This is a genomic window from Variovorax sp. RA8 (genome assembly GCF_901827175.1).
Classification (GTDB): domain Bacteria; phylum Pseudomonadota; class Gammaproteobacteria; order Burkholderiales; family Burkholderiaceae_C; genus Variovorax.
The window spans coordinates 1,420,431-1,437,722 of sequence record NZ_LR594662.1 but is presented as its reverse complement, the minus strand read 5'-3'; the positions used below and the strand labels follow the sequence as shown (position 1 = coordinate 1,437,722).

The following is a 17,292-nucleotide window of genomic DNA, read 5'->3' as shown; positions in this document are numbered from 1 at the left end:
CGTGAATACAACCAGGAGCATGAAATGAGCAATAGCCCCCAGAACGTCGAGAGGCCCGACGCGCTGCCCACCGCGGCCGGCCAGACGCCCTACAGCGCGTGGATCCAGACCGACGTGCTTCACTCGCTGCAGCGCACGGTCAGCGATCATCCGGGCGAGCACGCGTGGATCGTTCACGTGCAGGTGTCCGAGCTCTACTGGATGCTCATCATCAAGGAGATCCAGACGGCGCAGACCTGCCTGCGCGCCGACAACCTCGCCCAGGCGCACCGAACCTTGCTGCGGGTGGTTGCCCATCAGGAACCCCTGGACGCGATCTGGCGTTCCATTGCGTGGATGACGCCCAACGACCTGCTGGCCATTCTCTCGCGCGCGGCCGCGACGCACGGCAAGGACACGGCGCTGCAGGGATGGACCTATCGGCACATGGCCTATCTGCTGGGCATCAAGCAGGCGGAACATCTGCAGCACTTCGCTCCCCAGCCTCAGCGCCTGGCACAGCTCACCAAGGCGCTGGCCGAACCGAGCCTCTACGACGACGTGCTGGCCTGCTTCGCACGCATCGGCATGGATGTGCCGCGTGCCTGGCTGGAGCGTGACCTGAGCGCTCGCTACAGCCCCAGCAAGGAGGTCGAGCAGGTCTGGCGCAACATCTATGCGGACCCGGACACTCACACCGAACTGCAGCAGCTCGGCGAGACACTTGCCGACATCGCGGAGGGCTTTACGCACTGGAAGTATCGCCACCTGATGGCAACGCGCCGGACCTTCGGCGCCAGGCCTGCGTACTTCGGCACCGAAGGCATCGCATGGCTGGCGCCCACGATGGACGAGATCCCGTTCCCCGAGCTATGGTCGGCTCGCACCTTCATCGGCGATCCGCAGCTTCGTTCGCCGGCCGTGTGCCCGCACATGGCCAAGCGATGACGCGATTCATTCCGGCTGCGCGTCCAGCGCCGCCGCGCGGGTCCGGCCCCGCTCGCTGTGCAGCATGTAGAGGCCCGATCCGACGAGCAGCGCGATGCCCAGCCAGGCCCATCCATTGGGAATCTCGTCCCATATGGCGTAGCCCAGCAGCATGGCGAAGAGAACCGCCATGTAGCGGAAGGGCGCCGTGAGCGACACCTCGCCGGTGCGCATGCATTGCACCAGCAGAAAATAGCCGGATGCCAGGAAGGCCGCCGCGACGCCCAGCAAGGCCAGGTCGCGCAGCGCGAATGCCTGCCAGCCGCTCAGCAGGGTGAGACAGCCGGCCAGCACGGTGACGGCCAGCGCCGTGGCAAGGGTGATGATGACCGACGGGATGGCCGGATCGATACGCCGCGTCATCAGGTCGCGCATGGCGTGGAACAGCGTGCCGGCCAGGCACAGCAGTGCCCATGCGTTGAAGCCTTCTCCGCTGGGCTGCACCACGCAGAGCACGCCCACGAAGCCCAGCACCACGGCGGACCAGCGCGCCACGCCGGCGCGCTCGCCCAGGAAGAACACCGCGAACACGGTCATGAAGAGCGGCGCGGCGAGATTGATGGCCGTGGCGTTGCCGATCGGCAACCGGAACAGCGACAGCAGGTACATCATGGTCGCGCAGGCATCGACAGCACCGCGAAGCGCCACCCGGGGATTCAGCACCGCGCCCGCGTGGCGCAGCGCGCGCAGGCGGTGGGCAACCAGCAGCACCAGCCCCGAGGCCATCACTCCGCGCACGAAGATCAGCTGCGCCGAGGGCATGAATTGGCTGACGTGCTTGACCAGCGCGTCGTTGAGCACGAAGCAGCCCATGGCACCGATCATCATGGCGATGGCGCGACCATTGACGCGGGCGGAGGACGGGGAGGACAGGAGCTGTGGGGTCATGAGAAGGCTGGGACGTATCGAGGCATGCGCGAGGACCACGCCGCCCCTGATCATGCCAAGCTTCCGCGTTCGCGCTTGCCGCGCAGCCGGCATGGCCAACAACCTCGAAAAAAGGCCCGCACGAGGCGGGCCTGAAGGGGTTGGTCCTTGATGCCCACCCGGGAGAAACCGAAACGAAGATTAGTAGGATGCTTCCTACAAGGCAAGTCCGTAGAAAGTTCGCGTTTCCTGTTACGCGCTTTCGGGTCGACGAAGATCAAGACGTGGCCCTGCCATCTTGCCGTTCTCGAGTTCGAGGACGAAACGCATTTCCCGGCCTTCGGCAAAAAGCTGGAGCCTGACCCGCGCCGTGATCTCGTCGCACGCCAGTTGCGCGCCCTTCCACTTCGCCGCTGCGTCGCGGGCCGACAATGAAGCCATCTCGACGGTCAAGCCGCGGCCCACGGCCTCGGAACGCAGGCCGACCGCGTTGCGCCCTTCGCTGCGTCCCTCCATGCGCGCTTGCAGGCCCGGCACGGCAAGGCGCCCATCGCCGAGTTGCACTTCGCCCGACAGCGCGGTGCGGCCCAGCAGCAGGCGGGCCTGCTCCGTCAGTCCCTGGCCGTGGCCGCCGCGCCCCTGGCGCAGCATCGACTCGGCGAAAGCCTGCAGCCGCAGCTTGCCGCGCTCGGAGACCCACGGGCTCAGCAAGGCGCCGCGCCGCTCGAATTCCACGCCCGCGAGCGGTGCCGACGCGAACTGGTACAGATAACTGCGCCCGTTCGGCGCATCGACATAAAAGCCGAGTCGGCTCACGCCCATGCGCGAGTCCGGCCCCACGTGCTCGACGGTCGCGTCGTTGAAGTCGATCTGCCCGTGCCGTATCGGCACCGTCACGTCGGCGTCGAACAGCAAGTGCGCGTCGGTGATCTCCCCGCGGATGGTGCCGTCGGCCTCGCCGAGCGGACCGAGGCACCAGGCCTCGGCTGCGGCTTGGCGCGCCGTGCCGTCGGTCGATGACGAGGCCGCCCTGCCCGGGCCCAGCAAGGCGTCACGTACTTCCTGGAGCTGCGGCGACATGCGCAAGGGGCCGTGCAGCTTCACCCCGGAGAACTCGGCCTGTGCCGCCCCGAGGGCAGACAGCCGCGGTACGCCGGACTCGATGCGCACCTCGCCCGCCAGTTCGTGCACCGCAATGCGGCCGATCTCCAGAACGATCGCGCCCGAGGCAAGCCGAAGCGCTGCCGCCTCGAGTTCGCGGATCCGGACGTCGATCACGCCCTCCTGCCTGGATGCCCAGGTGGCGCCCTCGATCGAGCAGCGATTCGCAGCCGCCTTGTCGGAAGGCCCGAGTTGCAAGCCGAGCACGAGATCGAGCAGGGAAGCCGCGAGTGGGACGGTCATGAGGCTTTGTACCGCATCGAGCGCCGAAAGGCGCTTTGCACAATTCCAATACTCCGCCTTCCTGAAGACCAGGGGCGATCCCGGTTGAATTCGGCCCACCGCGACAGAACCTCCTCGATGGCCTCCGATGGTCCGCCACGCGTTATTTTTCGGGCCGGCTCCACAGCCAGAGGGTCACCATGCCCATGAGAACCGGCACGCCGACCTTGAGCGCCCAGGGTCCTTCCACAAATTGCAACAAGATGGCGCTGCAGGCCATCATCAGCGTCGCGGCCCACTTGCCGCGGCGCGAGACCACGCCGCCATTGCGCCATTGCCGGATGGATTCACCGTAGCGGGGATGACCGAGGAGCCACTGCTCCAGGGCCGGCCAGCCACGGCCGCCGGCCCACGCGGCCGCCAGCAGAAAGGGCACTGTCGGGACAACCGGAAGAACGACTCCCAGCACGCCCAAGGCCATGAACAGGATCGCCAGCAAACGCCAGAGCAATTGGGCAACTCGAGCCCGCGGCACGGGTCGGGAACTTGGCCGGATTCTTGTTCGAGGCGACATGCGTCGATGGTAGGCGTATTGCGCTCATGGCCCGAAGCTCGATCGCGATTCATCGATTGCACAGGTCCTGCTCATCCGAACCGCCAGCTCTTTCTCCAGTTCGAGCTTCTTGTGATTACAAGAGAAACAGAAGCACCGGCATGCAGACGAGGCCGAGCATTGCCATGAGTTTCTGCGCCCGATAGTAGTCGGCCTGTTGCGCCACCGGAATCCAGTGCAGCCCGTTGCATCCGCCGACGATCACGCACTCGTCCTGCGCTTGCATCTTGCATGCGGTGGGGTTCATTGGCCCGAGCCTCATTCGACCTTGATGTCGTACTTGCGCACGACAGCCGCCCACTTGCTGCGTTCGCGGTTCGTCAGGTCGACGACGCCCTGCGGCGAGCTGCTGCCGAGCTCCATCGCCATGGCGCTGAAGCGCGCCTTCATGGCCGGATCGTCGATGGCCTTGACCACTTCCTTGTTCAGTTTGGCCACGACCTCGGGCGGCGTGGCCGCCGGCGCCACCAACGCGAACCAGACGGCAGCATCGACGCCGAGCAGCCCTTCTTCCGCCAGCGTCGGCACATCGGGAAGCGCTTCGACGCGCCGAGGGCCCACGATGCCGATCGCGCGGAGCTTGCCCGCCTTGATCTGGGGCATCGAGCTCAGCACGATGTCGCAGGTCATCTGCGTGTCGCCGGCAAGCACGCTCGCAACGGCCGGCGCGGTGCCGTTGTAGGGCACGTGCAGCATGTCCACGTTGGCCATCGATCCGAAGAGCGCACAGGCCAGGTGCAGCGGATTGCCGTTGCCGTTCGAGGCATAGGCAAAGTTGCCTTCGCGGCTGCGGATGTAGGGGATCAGCTCCTTCAGGCGGGTGGCCGGCGTGGAGTTTCCGACCACCATCACCAGCGGTGCCGTGGCGACCAGGGAAACGGCTGCGAAGTCGCGATCGGGGTCGTAGGCGAGCTTGCGGTAGACCAGGGGATTCACGGCCAGGCTGGCGGACGAGGCCATGAACAGCGTGTAGCCGTCCGCCGGCGCCTTGGCGACCATCGAGGCGGCCACGATGGTATTGCCGCCCGGCTTGTTCTCGACAACGAACGGCTGTCCCGACGATTTGCCGAGCCGCTCCGCGAGCCCCCGCGCCAGCTGATCCACGGGGCCGCCTGCGGTGTACGGCACGACGATCTTGACGGGCCGCGAGGGATAACTCTCTGCGAACGAGAGCGACGAGGCGAGCGCGAGCACGCTCGCGAGGCCGATCCAGGCCAGGCGCTTGAGGCAGCCGCTTGTCATGGCGTACCCACCTTGATCAGGACCGAATGAAGCCGCTCGTCGAGGATCGCCGCCACGCGGTCGATCTCCGGTTGCCGGAACTGGCTGAATTGCGTCGACGGCTTGTCGTACTCGAAGGTCGAGCCGCCCTCCGCGTTTTCATAGAGGACGACCCGCAGCGGCGCATAGAGACCGGCCGCAAGATCGATGCTCGTCATCTGCACGGCGTACAGCACGTTGCCGATCAGGTACGCGGTCGCATTCCTGCGCTCACCCTTCAGCGCCAGCCAGTCTCCATGCGGGCCGACATAGTGGATGGCCAGTCCATCTTCACCCGCCGCCTTCTGCAGGGCGGCGCGGACGGCTTCGATCTCGTTCTTCTTCAACAGATTCCGAATGGAATCATCGAGCCGGCCGAGCCTGGATTCGAGCGCCGCCTTGACTTCGGCATAGGGCTTCGGCGTGGTGATCTTCACGTGGTCCACGGGAAGGACGGAGGTCGTCACCGAGACATCCGGTGTTCGGGGGGCGTTGATCATGGAAACTCCTGCTACTGTGGTTCGAGCTTGACGAGCTTGGCGATGCGGCGGAACTTCTCGATCTCCTGCCGATAGAAGGCATCGGCCTGTGCGAGCGTCATGGGTTCGACAGGCAACGCGGCCGAGTCGCGAAGAAAGCGCTGGAACTCGTCGCCCTTCACGATCTCTGCCAAGTCCTTGCCGAGCCTGGCGGCCGTGGATTCGGGCGCGGAGGCCGGGATGAAGACAGCTGCCCACGCGCTATAGACAAAGTTCTTGAGGTACTTGCCCTCGCTCAGCGTGGGCACCTGGGCCAGGAAGGGGTTGCGCTTCGTGTTCGCGACGCCGATCGCCTTGATCTTGCCCGTGCGCACCAACTCCAGCACGTTGGGCGCCAGCGGCACGAAAGCCATGTCGATCTCGCGGCTGAGCAGCGCCTGGACGACAGGCGCCGCCCCCTTGTAGGGCACATCCATCAGCCGCGCGCCCGTGGCAGCGGCGAAGTCCGCCGCCACCAGGTAGGGCGCCGAGCCGTAGCCCCAGCTGCCGACCGTCATCTCCTTGCCGCCCGCCTTCTTCGAATGCTCGATGAGCTCGTCGACATTGGCGAAGGCGTGCTCGGCACTCGTCACCAGCGTGAAGTCGGTCGGCAGGATGGTCGCCAACAGCCGGTAGTTCTCGGGCTTGTACTTCACCTGCGACATCGCGAGGGGCGAGAGGATCATGTCGTTGCCGGTCGTCACCAGCAGCGTCTGGCCGTCCGGCGGAGCGTTCAGCACGTTGGCCGCGGCGATCGATCCGCCTGCGCCGGGCAGGTTCTCGACGATGACCGTCTGCCCGAGTGTCGACTGCAGCGGCACCTGGATCTTGCGCGCCGCGACGTCGGCAGGGCCACCTGCGGGATAGGCGACGCGCAGCACCACGGGCTTCGAGGAAGGCGCCTGCGCTACGGCGGCGCCGAAGGGCTGCAGCGCTGCCATTGCGACGATCCAGCCGACAAGGCGGCCGGTCGCTTGATTGCTAGTCTTCATGATGAGCTCCGATGTGGTTGTCGTTGACGAAAGACCGGAATGCCGATTGGCAGAAGCGAAACTATTCCTCGGACTGCGACAGTGCCGCAAGCACCAGCCCATGGTTGAAGCCGAAGCCGATGCGATTGAATCCTTCACGCTCGCACCACCCGTGGAAGATGATCGCGTCCCCATCCTCCAGGAAGCTTCGACGCTCGCCGTTGCCGAGTTGCACCGGTTTCTTGCCGGCAAGCGCGAGCTCCATCAGTGCGCCCGCTTCGGCAGGCTCCGGTCCGGAGATCGTGCCGCTGCCCAGCAGGTCGCCCGGCTGCAGATTGCAGCCGCCGGCGGCGTGGTGAGTGACCATCTGCGCGATGGACCAATAGTGATGAGAGAAGCTGGTGCGTGACAACGCCTCGGCTGCAAGGCCGGCTTCGCGCATGCGATGGGTCTCGATGGACACTTGGAGCCGGATGTCGATGGCTCCTCCTGCGCGGTGAGAGGCGCTCTCCAGGTAGGGCAATGGCTGCGGATCGGCCGCGGGCCGGGTCCACGGCATCCTGTAGGGGGCTAGTGCGTCCATCGTGATGATCCAGGGCGAGACCGTGGTGGTGAAGTTCTTTGCATGGAACGGTCCGAGAGGCGCCATCTCCCAGGCCTGGATATCCCGCGCTGACCAGTCGTTGAGCAGCGAAATGCCGAAGACGTGGTCCTCGGCGCGCGAAAGCGCAATGCGCTCGCCCAGCGCATTGCCCGCGCCGACATAGATGCCGAGCTCGAGTTCGTAGTCGAGGCGCCTGGAAGGTCCGTATTCGGGCGTGGTGCTTCCGTCCCGCAGCGCCTGGCCATGCGGCCGCCGGAACTTCTGCCCCGCGACCCCGATGGAAGACACCCGCCCGTGGTACGCAGTGGGCACCCATTGGAAGTTCCGGGGTACCTCGCCCTTCGGGTCCAACAGACGGCTGATCGTTCGTGCGTGGTGGATCGACGTGTAGAAGTCCGTGTAGTCGCCGATCCGGACGGGAAGCGCGTGCTCCACCTCGGATTGCGGAACCAGGCAGCCTCGGACCGTCTCGACGTGCGACGGCGCAGTGGCGACCTCGCCCGTGTGCAGGAGGTCGAAGAGCGCGCCCCGCAATGTGCGCCATGCCACGGGCCCCATGGCGAGGAAGTCGTTGAGCACCGGTGCGGCGCAGGACTGCGCGGCTCGCAGCGCCAAGCCTTCGAGGCACTGGGTCCTGCTCAAGGCAGCCAGGTCCAGGACCTCGTCGCCGATGGCAACGCCGCCGCGTGGCATTTCGCGGCTCCCTGCCCTTCGGAACACGGCAAACGGCAAATTCTGGATCGGAAAGTCGGTGCCTGGCGTGTTCGCGCTCCCCAGCCAACTGCTCGCCGCGGCATCGTGGGTTCGATCGATCGTGCGCATGGGATTCGCCTCGACGCTGTTCAGTCGAACGCACCAGCCGGGCTGCGACGGCTTCGCAGAACCCCTTGCTTGCGCAGTGCTTCGATTTGCTTGGCCGGAATCCCCAGCTCGCCAAGCACTTCCGCGTTGCTTTCCCCCTGGAAGTAGGGCAAGCCCGGCGCCGGCAGCCGGGAGCGGCCGAAGCGCCACGGAGGCCCGGGCATGCGCACGGTTCCGCCTTCACGGTCTTCGACTTCGACGACCGCGCCCCAATCCTTCGCCCACTCGGAATCCGCGAGATCCTGCGTGCTGCGCACGACGCCGATCGCCAGGCCCGCTTCGCTGACTTGCGCCTGGAGCTGGTCCAGGTCGGTGAAGGTCAGGATCCAGGCCTTGACCTCGGCCAGCAAGCTCGAAAGATTGAGCTTTCGAAGGGTTGCCGTGGCAAAACGCGGATCCTTGAGCAGATCCGTGCGGCGCATCATCGAGCAGTACCGAATGAACATCGGCGAGAACACCGGACTCGTCGCGATCGTGAGGCGCCGTCCATCCGGCAGTTCGAAGATCGGCGACTCGTTGGCGCTCAGGGCGTACGGCTCGTCGTTCACATCAAGCCCTGACAACTGCGCGCCGGCGCGTTCATTGGCCGAAAGCATCGTCGCTGCCATCGAGACGTCGACGTATTGACCCTCTCCGGTGCGTGACCGATGCTGCAATGCGGCCAGCACCGCGATGACCCCATGGAGCCCCGTATAGACGTCGGCATGGCTGCATGCGTCGTTGCGCATCTCGACCATCGCGCCCTCGTAGTGCTTCTGAAGGATGTCCGTCAGGCCGGTCTCGGCATGAACCGTCGGCGCGAAAGCGGGTCGATTGCGCCATGGCCCCGTTTGACCGTAGCCGCTGATCGACACGTAAACGATCTTCGGATTGAACTTCGCCACATCGTCGTAGCCGAAGCCGAAACGCGCGAGCGTTCCGGGACGGAAGTTCTCGACGATCACGTCGGCATCGGCACAGAGCTTCGCCACGATGTCTCGCGCCTCGGGCCAGTTCAGGTCGAGGCTGATGTTGCGCTTGCCGGCGTTCTGCTGGGCGTAGTAGGTCGACATGGCGCCGATATGCGGTACGCCCGCCCGGCCCACATCGCCTGCAGGCGGCTCGATCTTGGTGACGTCGGCACCCAGGTCACGCAGCGCCTTGGTGCAGCCCGGACCGGACAGCACGCGGGTGAAATCGACGACCCTCAGACCTTCCAGTGGCGCGCTCATGTTCAATCTCCTTCGAAGACGGCGGAGCCCGGGCCGGTGGCCGCAAAGGCTGCGAGGCCGCGTGCCTGATCGGCGCTGTTCCACATCGACGCGTTGACCTCTTCCTGTCGCGCGTCGGCGGCCGAGATGCCGCTGCGGGCCGAGAGGTTCGCGACGGTCTTGATGCCACGCAGCGCCACCGTCGCCCCGGCCGCGAGTTGCCGGGCCCACGAGATCGAGACGCCGGAGAGCTCGGCTTCTGCTGCGACCAGGTTGACCACGCCCCAGCGCTCCAGCGCCCGAGGATCGTGACGGCGGCCGAACATGGCCATTTCCTTGCCACGCGCCAGGCCTGCGCGCTGCACGACGCGCTGGACGCCTCCGAGGAGCGGCAGCAGCCCCAGCGAGGCCTCTGCCATGCCGAAGGAAGCGGTGTCTGCCGCGATGATCATGTCGCACATCAACGCCAGCTCGAAGCCGCCGCCCAGTGCCGCGCCGTGAACAGCCGCGACCGTCGGGATCGGCACGTCTTCCAGCGACGCCCAGAGTCTCGCAAGCGCCTTCTGATCCCATCGCTCCGACGCGAGGACGTTGAGGTCGGCGCCGGCGCAGAAGTGACGCATCGAGCTTCGCAACAGGATCGAGCGGCACCCCTCCTCGACTGCCCTCGCGTAGGTGGACGCAAGCTCCTGGAGCATCGTGTTGTCGATCAGGTTGTGCGGTGGCTTGGCCATGCTGACGATGCCGACGGCACCGTCCTTTTCGTACGAAATCGAGCTCATTGATCTTCTCCTTCGAGGTGACATCGCCGGGATGGCCATCGCACCCTTGCGGCCAATGATAACGGTGTTAACAGCTCTAGTTATCAGTGTTAACCCGATAACGTGAGATCCGATTCCCGCGACTCGCGCTTGTAAGATCGGCCGAGTTGCAAGGAGCCCTCCAGCGATGACCAGCAAGGCGTCACAGACACCAAACCGCAGCGCTGCGCGAACCGCTGCCAAGAGGCCGCGAGCATTGCCGCCGCAGCTGCGCGAGCCGGCCTACGAGCGAGGCGGGTTGCGCAATGCGTTGGTGGAGGAAGGCCGCAGGATGTTCGAGGAAAACGGGGCGAGCGAGCTGAGCTTGCGCGCCCTGGCACGCCGGCTGGGTGTTTCCGAAGCGGCTCCGTCGCGCCACTTCAAGGGCAAGGAGGAGTTGCTGGCAGCCATCGCCGTCAGCGGATTCAAGCAGCTTGCGGAGCAGCGCAAGGAGATCTTCGCGCGGCACCTGCCTGCCCTGCCGAAGGCTCGCGAGATGATGCTGAGCTACGTGCGCTATGCCCAGATGCACGCCGGGCTGTTCGACCTGATGACCGGCCCCCGGCTGCTGCAGGAATTCGTGCGCGGCGATGTCGAAGCGACGAGCAACATCTCATACTCGTACTTCTCGGACTCGGTGTTCGAGCTGGCGCTCGAGAGCGGCTGGGACAAGGAGCAGCTCCACTACCTTTCGCATGCGGCCTGGTCGATGGAGCACGGCGTCGCGGCGCTCATCCTGGGTGGACGCATTCCACGCACCGACAGCAACCTCGACACGCAGCGCATGATCGAGTTCTCGATCGATCTGTTTCTGGCTGCTGTCGTCGCGGGGCCCGAGAACTTCAAGCGTGGCCAGATGTAGCCGCCAGGAACAAGGCCCGGATCAGCTCGCCCAGCGCCAGTTCAAGATCTCCGGCATGTCTTCTCCGCGGGAAGTGATCCATGCCCGGTGCGACAGCAGACGATCGCGCAAGTGCTGCTTGACGTGACCTGCGGCATCGCGGACACGCGGCACGCGGTCGATGGCATCCGCAGCGAGGTGGAAGCGGTCGAGCCGGTTCAGCACGGTCATGTCGAACGGGGTCGTGGTCGTGCCTTCCTCCCGGTAGCCGTGCACGTGGAAGTTGGCGTGGTTGGTGCGCCTGTACGTGAGCCGATGAATCAGCCACGGGTAGCCGTGGAAGGCGAAGATCACCGGCTTGTCCTCGGTGAAGATCGAATCGAACTCCGCGTCCGCAAGCCCATGCGGGTGTTCCGACGGAGACTGCAGGCTCATCAGGTCGACCACATTGACCACGCGCACCTTCAGGTCGGGCAACTCGCGCCGAAGCAGATCGACCGCAGCGAGCGTCTCCAGCGTCGCCACGTCGCCGGCACAGGCCATGACCACGTCGGGTGCCTGGCCTTCGTCGTTGCTGGCCCAGGTCCAGATCCCCATCCCGACGCTGCAGTGCCGCACGGCAGATTCCATGTCCAGCCACTGGAACTCCGGTTGCTTGCCGGCCACGATCACGTTGACATAGCCGCGGCTTCGCAAGCAGTGATCGGTCACCGAGAGCAGCGTGTTGGCATCGGGCGGCAGGTAGATGCGCACCACTTCGGCCTTCTTGCTGGCCACGTGATCGATGAAGCCCGGATCCTGATGGCTGAAGCCATTGTGGTCCTGTCGCCAGACGTGGCTGGTCAGCAGATAGTTCAATGATGCGATCGGCCTGCGCCACGGAATGCCGCTGGATACCTTCAGCCATTTCGCATGCTGGTTGAACATCGAGTCGATGATGTGAATGAAGGCTTCATAGCACGAGAACAGGCCGTGCCGCCCGGAAAGCAGATAGCCTTCCAGCCACCCTTGGCACAGCTGTTCGCTGAGCACTTCCATCACGCGCCCGTCCGGCGCGACGTGGTCGTCGCCCGGGAGAATCTCGGCCGTCGAGGTCCGTTTGCTGACCTCGAAGACCGCGCCCAGGCGGTTCGAGGTGGTTTCGTCGGGTGCCATCATTCGAAAATTGCAGTCTGCGGCATTGAGCCGCATGACATCGCGCAAGAACTCGCCGGCAACCCGCGTGGCTTCCGCCTTCACCGCTCCCGGCGCGGGGACGGCCACCGCGTAATCGCAGAATTCCGGCATCCGGAGATCCTTGAGAAGCAGACCGCCGTTGGCGTGCGGATTGGCGCTCATGCGACGCGCCCCGCGGGGAGCGAGATCGGCAATGTCCGCACGCAATGCACCGTCTTCGTCGAAGAGCTCCTCCGGGCGGTAGCTGCGCATCCAGTCCTCGAGCAGTCCGACATGGGAAGGGTTCTCGACGAACCCGTTCAAAGGCACCTGGTGCGCGCGTTGCGTCCCCTCGATCGGCACTCCATCCACGGTCTTGGGACCTGTCCAGCCTTTGGGGGAGCGCAGGACGATCATCGGCCAGTGCCGGCGTCGGCTGAAGCCATCCTCGCGGGCTTCCACCTGTATGGCGTTGATCACATCGAGCGCCGTGTCGAGTGCGGTGGCCATCGTCCGGTGCATCGCATCCGGCTCGTCCCCCGAAACAAAATGAGGCTCGTAGCCGTAGCCGCGCATCAGCTGGGTCAACTCCTCGTCGCCGATGCGTGCAAGGACCGTCGGGCCGGCGATCTTGTAGCCGTTGAGATGCAGGATCGGCAAGACGGCGCCGTCGTGTGCCGGATTCAGGAACTTGTTCGAATGCCAACTGGCTGCCAGCGCGCCGGTCTCCGCTTCGCCATCACCCACCACGCAGCAGGCCAGCAGGTCCGGGTTGTCGAAGACGGCACCATAGGCGTGCAGCAGGGAGTAGCCGAGTTCGCCACCCTCGTGGATCGAGCCTGGCGTCCCGGCCCCGACATGACTGGAGATGCCACCGGGAAAGGAGAACTGCTTGAAAAGCCGTTGCATTCCCTGGGCGTTCTGCCCCACATTCGGATAGACCTCGCTATAGGTACCTTCCAGCCACGCATTGGCCACGACGCCCGGGCCGCCATGACCGGGACCCGCAACGAAGATCGCATCCAGGTCGCGCGCCCTGATCGCGCGATTCATGTGTGCGTAGATGAAGTTCAATCCCGGCGTCGTGCCCCAGTGGCCGAGCAGGCGTGGCTTGATGTGCTCCAGTGCGAGCGGCACACGCAACAGCGGGTTGTCCACCAAGTAGATCTGGCCTACGGAAAGATAGTTGGCGGCCCGCCACCACGCATCCAGGCGGGAAAGTTCATCGGCCGCAGGCCGGCCGGTCGTGTGAGTTCTCATGCGTACCTCGTGCGTTGCTCGCCTGATACTCATGCCCAGGCCATTGCGCAGGCTTGCGGAAGATCAAGGCGCGGCGCTCCAGGTACGACGTCAACTGGCCGCGCCCAACCCAATTGGTGCGGGCACTGCATTGACAATGCGCGTGAAAAGTGCACGGTAGTCCGCTTCGGGTTCGCAGCCGGTCAACGGATCCCGGTTGGCGCGGAAGGCCTCGTCCAGGTCGGCCCAATCGTCGTCGGTGAGCACCCGTTCGGCCAACGGCAGGATCTCCCTTTCTTCCATCGCCATGTGGGCAAGATAGAAGTCGACATAGCGCTCCGCCGCCTGCTCGAAGGCGTGCCGGCGTGGCTCGCCGATCATCTCGAACCCGAGCAAGGCGTGTTCGACCTCGCGGATCTTTCGCTCGCCACGCGCGTGGTCATCGTCCAGGCGATCGAGCAGTTCGCGCGAAAGCGGCGTGCGCGCACGCAGCTTCGGGAACAGCAGCTCCGTCTCCTTGCGATGGTGCCGCTTCTCGGGAAACTCATCGACGTAGAACAGCATCGCCCGCAGCGCACCGAAATCGGGCAGCGTACCTTGCCGGCGATGCTGCGCCAGGAGCAGCAGGATGGAGCGCAGCATCGCCGATAGCGCTGCGTGCTCTTCACGGATGATTTTGGTGGTGGTGTGGACCATACGAATTTCCAGTTGGAAGGCCCTAGCCTCCCATGGCGGTCGCGAGGCGGCCTTGCTGCAGATCAAACGAACGTCACTTCGGCCTGCACAACGGCCCCTGCGCATGATCCAATGCGCGCAGATGGCAAAGCGAAGCGCTGGATTGCTCATGTACCGCCGCCATGAAGGCGTGCTCGAGGTGCTGTTGGTGCACCCCGGCGGCCCCTTCTGGGCGCGGCGCGACGAGGGAGCATGGTCGTTTCCGAAGGGCGAGTACGACAGTGACGTCGAGAATGCCCTCGATGCCGCCAAGCGAGAGTTCACCGAGGAAACCGGCTTTGCGCCGGGAACACGCCATCTGAGCCTGGGAGAGGCTCGCCTGCGCAGCGGCAAGCGCGTGTCGGCCTGGGCCTTCGAGGGCGACTGCGATCCTGGGGCGCTGGTGTCGAACACCTTCGAACTGGAATGGCCGCCGCGATCGGGCAAGGTCAACACCTACGCAGAAGCAGACCGGGCTGCCTGGTTCACCACGGCTGCAGCACGCAAGAGCATCCTTGCCGGGCTGGTCGTCTTCATCGACCGGCTCGAAGCGCTCAGCGTGTGAGCACGACGGGCCGCGTCAGCACCTCAGCGCACCAGCAGGACCGGTACCGTGCATCGGGCCAATACCTTCGTGGCGACGGAGCCGAGCACGAGGCTCTTCAACGCGCCGGCACCGTGCGATCCCATCACCAGCAGGTCGAACTTGCCTGCTTCTGCGTACGAAGCGATCTCGTCGGCCGGATGGCCCACTTTGTGAACGAACGCCGCCTCGATGCCATGCTCCGAAAGAAACGCGCGAACCGGCTCGAGCACCACGCGCGCGTCGTCTTCGTAGTAGCCATGAACGAGCCCGGGCCCTGCGAAAGCGGCAGCCCGATGCGGTACCGGGAGAACTGCATAGAAGACCGTGTAGGCGTGACCCGCTCCCAGCACGTCCTTGTGCGTTGCCAGGTAGGAAAGCATGCGCTTCGTGTAGTCGCTGCCATCCACTGCGAGAAGAATTTTCATGATGCTCCTTCGGTCGAAAGTCTTGGGTGCCCCGATGATCGTCGCGCGCTCATCGATCTCCCTTGCGCCAAATCAATAGTTCAGCGCACTGTCATTCCGATACTGACCGCCTCAACCTGGACTGAAGGAGCGCGTCATGTATCAGCGGATTCTTGTTCCCATCGACGGCAGCCCGACATCGAGGCACGGGCTCGAAGAAGCCATTCGCGTCGCCAAACTCACGCAAGGACGGCTGCGGCTGTTCCATGTGATCGACGAGCTCTCCTTCGCCCTCGCGATGGACGCCTACTCGGGATATGCCGGCGACTGGCTGAACGTGCTTCGTGAAAACGGCAAGCGCCTCCTCGACGAGGCGACGGCCAGCGCCCGGGCGGCCGGCATCGAAGCCGACGCGGTGTTGTCCGACAGCTTTTCGGGCGCGGTCCACGAACTGGTGAACGCCGAAGCCGCCAAGTGGCCCGCGGACCTGATCGTCCTGGGCACTCACGGTCGTCGCGGTGTCGGTCGTGTCGTCATGGGCAGCAGTGCGGAGCACATCCTGCGCTATGCATCCGTGCCGGTGCTGCTGGTCCGCGCCCCGCAGGTCGAATCCACGGCCGAACCGGTTCAGGCGACGAAGACGGTCAGCTTGCCGACCGGCGCCCTGGCCTTCGAGTGATCGGCTGCATGCCTTCGAAGGGCGGGCCACGGAGTCGCGCCGAGGGCTGGATCAGGGGGAAAGCGCAAGCCAGCGCGCGCTCAGTGCAGCCATATCCACCGGCGCGTCCGTGGAAACGTCGAGCGTGAGGGCGCATTCGCCCGGATCCAGGGGCTCCTGGGTCGCAAGCTGCCGCTCCAGTACGTCCAAGGTCGCCTCGGAGGCATCGCGCCCCTGGGTATCACGCGCCACGATCCGCCTGCGCAGCTCCGCTTTGCCGGCGCGGCAACGAAGGATCGAGAAGGGCACACGCAGCTCCGCCGCCAGGGCCCGGAACGCCAGCCGCTCGTCGCGGCGCAGGAAGGCGGCGTCGACGATCACCGGGTAGCCGGCCTGCAGCGCTGTGCGCGCGCACTCGGCCAGGCGGGCGAAAGTGCGCTGCGTCGCATCCTGCGTGTAGATCTCCGCATGATGGTCGAGTGACCGTTGGTGCGCCCCCAATCCGAAGAGGCGTTTGCGCTCGACATCCGATCGGATGCGGATCGCGCCCGCAGCCGCCAGCAGCGCCGCAGCCATGGTCGACTTGCCCGAGCCGGACAGCCCGTGCGTGAGCATCAGGCGCGGTGCGGTGTTCGACGTCCTCGCAAGTCGTGTTGCGCAGGCAAGATAGTCCGGCTCGATGCACTGCACAACCTCGACCCCGGCACGCGCACGCAGGCGCCCGACCAATGCGCGCACCAGTGCCCTGTACACCTCGTAGAAACGCAACACCGGCACCCCGGCGTAGTCGCCGCTGTGCTGCAGGTACGCGTCGAGAAAGCGGAATGCGAGATCCCTGCGGCCATGCGCCTTCAGGTCCATCGTGAGAAAGGCGACGTCGCTCATCACGTCGATCCAGCGCAGAGCAGGATCGAACTCGATGCAGTCGAAGGCGGTCAGATGGTCATCGATCAGCACCACATTGGCCAGGTGAAGGTCGCCATGGCATTCGCGGACCGCACCGCCGCGCTGCCTCGCGAACCAGGCCGTGCGCAACGCCTTCCTTTGCTCGAAAACCCAAGCCTGCAGGGCTCGCGTGCCCTGCGCGCCGGCATCGGCGCGCAGACGTGCCAATGCATCGACTGCTGGACGACCCACCTGGTCCGGAGCACCGAACTCGGAGGCCGGCGCGGCGACCTGCGCCTGGGCGTGGAAAGCAGCCAACCGCTGCCCGAACTGTTCAAGATGGCCGTCCTCCAGCCGTCCAGCCTCCAGCAGGCGTTGCAGCAATGCATCCTCGGGGAATCGCCGCATGCAGACGGCGAAGTCGATCGGGTCGCCTTCTCCTATACGCGGAGCCCGGGTCGTGCCGCACACGGCCACCACGCCGATGTAGAGCGAAGGCGCCAGCCGCCGGTTGAGGCGCACCTCCTCTTCGCAGAAGTGCTTGCGTGCCGGGAGCGTGCTGAAATCGACGAAACCCAGGGAGACAGGCTTTTTCAGCTTGTAGGCCAGCCGCGAGGTCAGGAGCACCCAGGAGATGTGGGTCTCCATCAGCGAGACCGCCTCCCCGGTGTCGGACTGCAGGCGCTCGAGCAAGGCCATCACCAGCGAGCGGTGCGTCGCGACGGCAGTTGATTCTGGCGCATTCATTCCAATAGTGTGCATCCGATTTCCGCCTGT

18 protein-coding genes are annotated in these 17,292 nt (G+C 65.4%); 4 read left to right on the top strand and 14 right to left on the bottom strand.

Annotation, left to right across the window (positions count from 1 at the left end; translation table 11 throughout):
• Nucleotides 1-24 precede the first annotated feature (24 nt).
• Entirely contained in the window at nucleotides 25-927 is a 903-nt protein-coding gene (locus E5P3_RS06870) for a tryptophan 2,3-dioxygenase (protein ID WP_162585297.1), read from the top strand.
• Between the two features lie 6 nt (nucleotides 928-933).
• On the opposite strand, the gene E5P3_RS06865 is transcribed toward E5P3_RS06870, so the two are convergent.
• From E5P3_RS06865 to E5P3_RS06820, 10 genes are all read right to left on the bottom strand, one after another.
• On the bottom strand, nucleotides 934-1,854 hold the full coding sequence (locus tag E5P3_RS06865) for a DMT family transporter (RefSeq protein WP_162585296.1): 921 nt from the start codon (nucleotides 1,852-1,854) through the stop codon (nucleotides 934-936).
• Nucleotides 1,855-2,085: 231 nt separating this feature from the next.
• Nucleotides 2,086-3,237: a hypothetical protein gene (locus tag E5P3_RS06860; protein ID WP_162585295.1), complete on the bottom strand. Its 1,152-nt coding sequence runs from the start codon at nucleotides 3,235-3,237 to the stop codon at nucleotides 2,086-2,088.
• A gap of 142 nt (nucleotides 3,238-3,379) precedes the next feature.
• Complete coding sequence (locus E5P3_RS06855) at nucleotides 3,380-3,715, bottom strand: YbaN family protein (protein ID WP_232073019.1); 336 nt, start codon at nucleotides 3,713-3,715, stop codon at nucleotides 3,380-3,382.
• 190 nt (nucleotides 3,716-3,905) lie between these two features.
• Entirely contained in the window at nucleotides 3,906-4,076 is a 171-nt protein-coding gene (locus E5P3_RS06850) for a hypothetical protein (protein ID WP_162585293.1), read from the bottom strand.
• A gap of 11 nt (nucleotides 4,077-4,087) precedes the next feature.
• Nucleotides 4,088-5,071 (bottom strand): Bug family tripartite tricarboxylate transporter substrate binding protein, encoded by a 984-nt coding sequence (locus E5P3_RS06845; protein WP_162585292.1) that lies wholly within the window; start codon nucleotides 5,069-5,071, stop codon nucleotides 4,088-4,090.
• A complete protein-coding gene (locus tag E5P3_RS06840) occupies nucleotides 5,068-5,589 on the bottom strand; it encodes a DUF302 domain-containing protein (protein ID WP_162585291.1) in 522 nt (173 codons plus the stop codon). Before E5P3_RS06840 ends, E5P3_RS06845 begins: the two co-directional genes overlap by 4 nt.
• An 11-nt stretch (nucleotides 5,590-5,600) precedes the next feature.
• Complete coding sequence (locus E5P3_RS06835) at nucleotides 5,601-6,599, bottom strand: tripartite tricarboxylate transporter substrate binding protein (protein ID WP_162585290.1); 999 nt, start codon at nucleotides 6,597-6,599, stop codon at nucleotides 5,601-5,603.
• Between the two features lie 61 nt (nucleotides 6,600-6,660).
• Nucleotides 6,661-8,004, bottom strand: coding sequence for a fumarylacetoacetase (gene fahA / locus E5P3_RS06830; RefSeq protein ID WP_162585289.1), 1,344 nt, complete (start codon nucleotides 8,002-8,004; stop codon nucleotides 6,661-6,663).
• A gap of 20 nt (nucleotides 8,005-8,024) precedes the next feature.
• Nucleotides 8,025-9,254: a CaiB/BaiF CoA transferase family protein gene (locus E5P3_RS06825; protein WP_162585288.1), complete on the bottom strand. Its 1,230-nt coding sequence runs from the start codon at nucleotides 9,252-9,254 to the stop codon at nucleotides 8,025-8,027.
• A gap of 2 nt (nucleotides 9,255-9,256) precedes the next feature.
• Nucleotides 9,257-10,015 (bottom strand): enoyl-CoA hydratase/isomerase family protein, encoded by a 759-nt coding sequence (locus E5P3_RS06820; RefSeq protein WP_162585287.1) that lies wholly within the window; start codon nucleotides 10,013-10,015, stop codon nucleotides 9,257-9,259.
• 166 nt (nucleotides 10,016-10,181) lie between these two features.
• On the opposite strand from E5P3_RS06820, the gene E5P3_RS06815 reads away from it, so the two are divergent.
• Nucleotides 10,182-10,895, top strand: a complete 714-nt coding sequence (locus E5P3_RS06815) for a TetR/AcrR family transcriptional regulator (protein WP_162585286.1) — start codon at nucleotides 10,182-10,184, stop codon at nucleotides 10,893-10,895.
• Nucleotides 10,896-10,916: 21 nt separating this feature from the next.
• On the opposite strand, the gene E5P3_RS06810 is transcribed toward E5P3_RS06815, so the two are convergent.
• Nucleotides 10,917-13,289, bottom strand: a complete 2,373-nt coding sequence (locus tag E5P3_RS06810) for a phosphoketolase family protein (RefSeq protein WP_162585285.1) — start codon at nucleotides 13,287-13,289, stop codon at nucleotides 10,917-10,919.
• 90 nt (nucleotides 13,290-13,379) lie between these two features.
• Nucleotides 13,380-13,964 carry a hemerythrin domain-containing protein gene (locus E5P3_RS06805; protein ID WP_162585284.1) on the bottom strand — a complete coding sequence of 195 codons (585 nt, stop codon included), beginning with the start codon at nucleotides 13,962-13,964 and terminating at the stop codon, nucleotides 13,380-13,382.
• Nucleotides 13,965-14,067: 103 nt separating this feature from the next.
• On the opposite strand from E5P3_RS06805, the gene E5P3_RS06800 reads away from it, so the two are divergent.
• The gene (locus E5P3_RS06800) at nucleotides 14,068-14,547 is read left to right on the top strand and encodes an NUDIX domain-containing protein (protein WP_332107372.1); all 480 of its coding nucleotides are present in this window, start codon (nucleotides 14,068-14,070) and stop codon (nucleotides 14,545-14,547) included.
• Nucleotides 14,548-14,570: 23 nt separating this feature from the next.
• Here the strand turns inward: E5P3_RS06800 and E5P3_RS06795 are convergent, their stop codons facing one another.
• Nucleotides 14,571-14,993 (bottom strand): universal stress protein, encoded by a 423-nt coding sequence (locus E5P3_RS06795; protein WP_162585282.1) that lies wholly within the window; start codon nucleotides 14,991-14,993, stop codon nucleotides 14,571-14,573.
• 136 nt (nucleotides 14,994-15,129) lie between these two features.
• Here E5P3_RS06795 and E5P3_RS06790 point away from each other — a divergent pair, with 136 nt between their 5' ends.
• Complete coding sequence (locus tag E5P3_RS06790; RefSeq protein ID WP_162585281.1) at nucleotides 15,130-15,651, top strand: universal stress protein; 522 nt, start codon at nucleotides 15,130-15,132, stop codon at nucleotides 15,649-15,651.
• Nucleotides 15,652-15,702: 51 nt separating this feature from the next.
• Here E5P3_RS06790 and E5P3_RS06785 read toward each other — a convergent pair whose 3' ends face one another.
• Nucleotides 15,703-17,262, bottom strand: coding sequence for a bifunctional aminoglycoside phosphotransferase/ATP-binding protein (locus E5P3_RS06785; RefSeq protein ID WP_174263041.1), 1,560 nt, complete (start codon nucleotides 17,260-17,262; stop codon nucleotides 15,703-15,705).
• Nucleotides 17,263-17,292 lie beyond the last annotated feature (30 nt).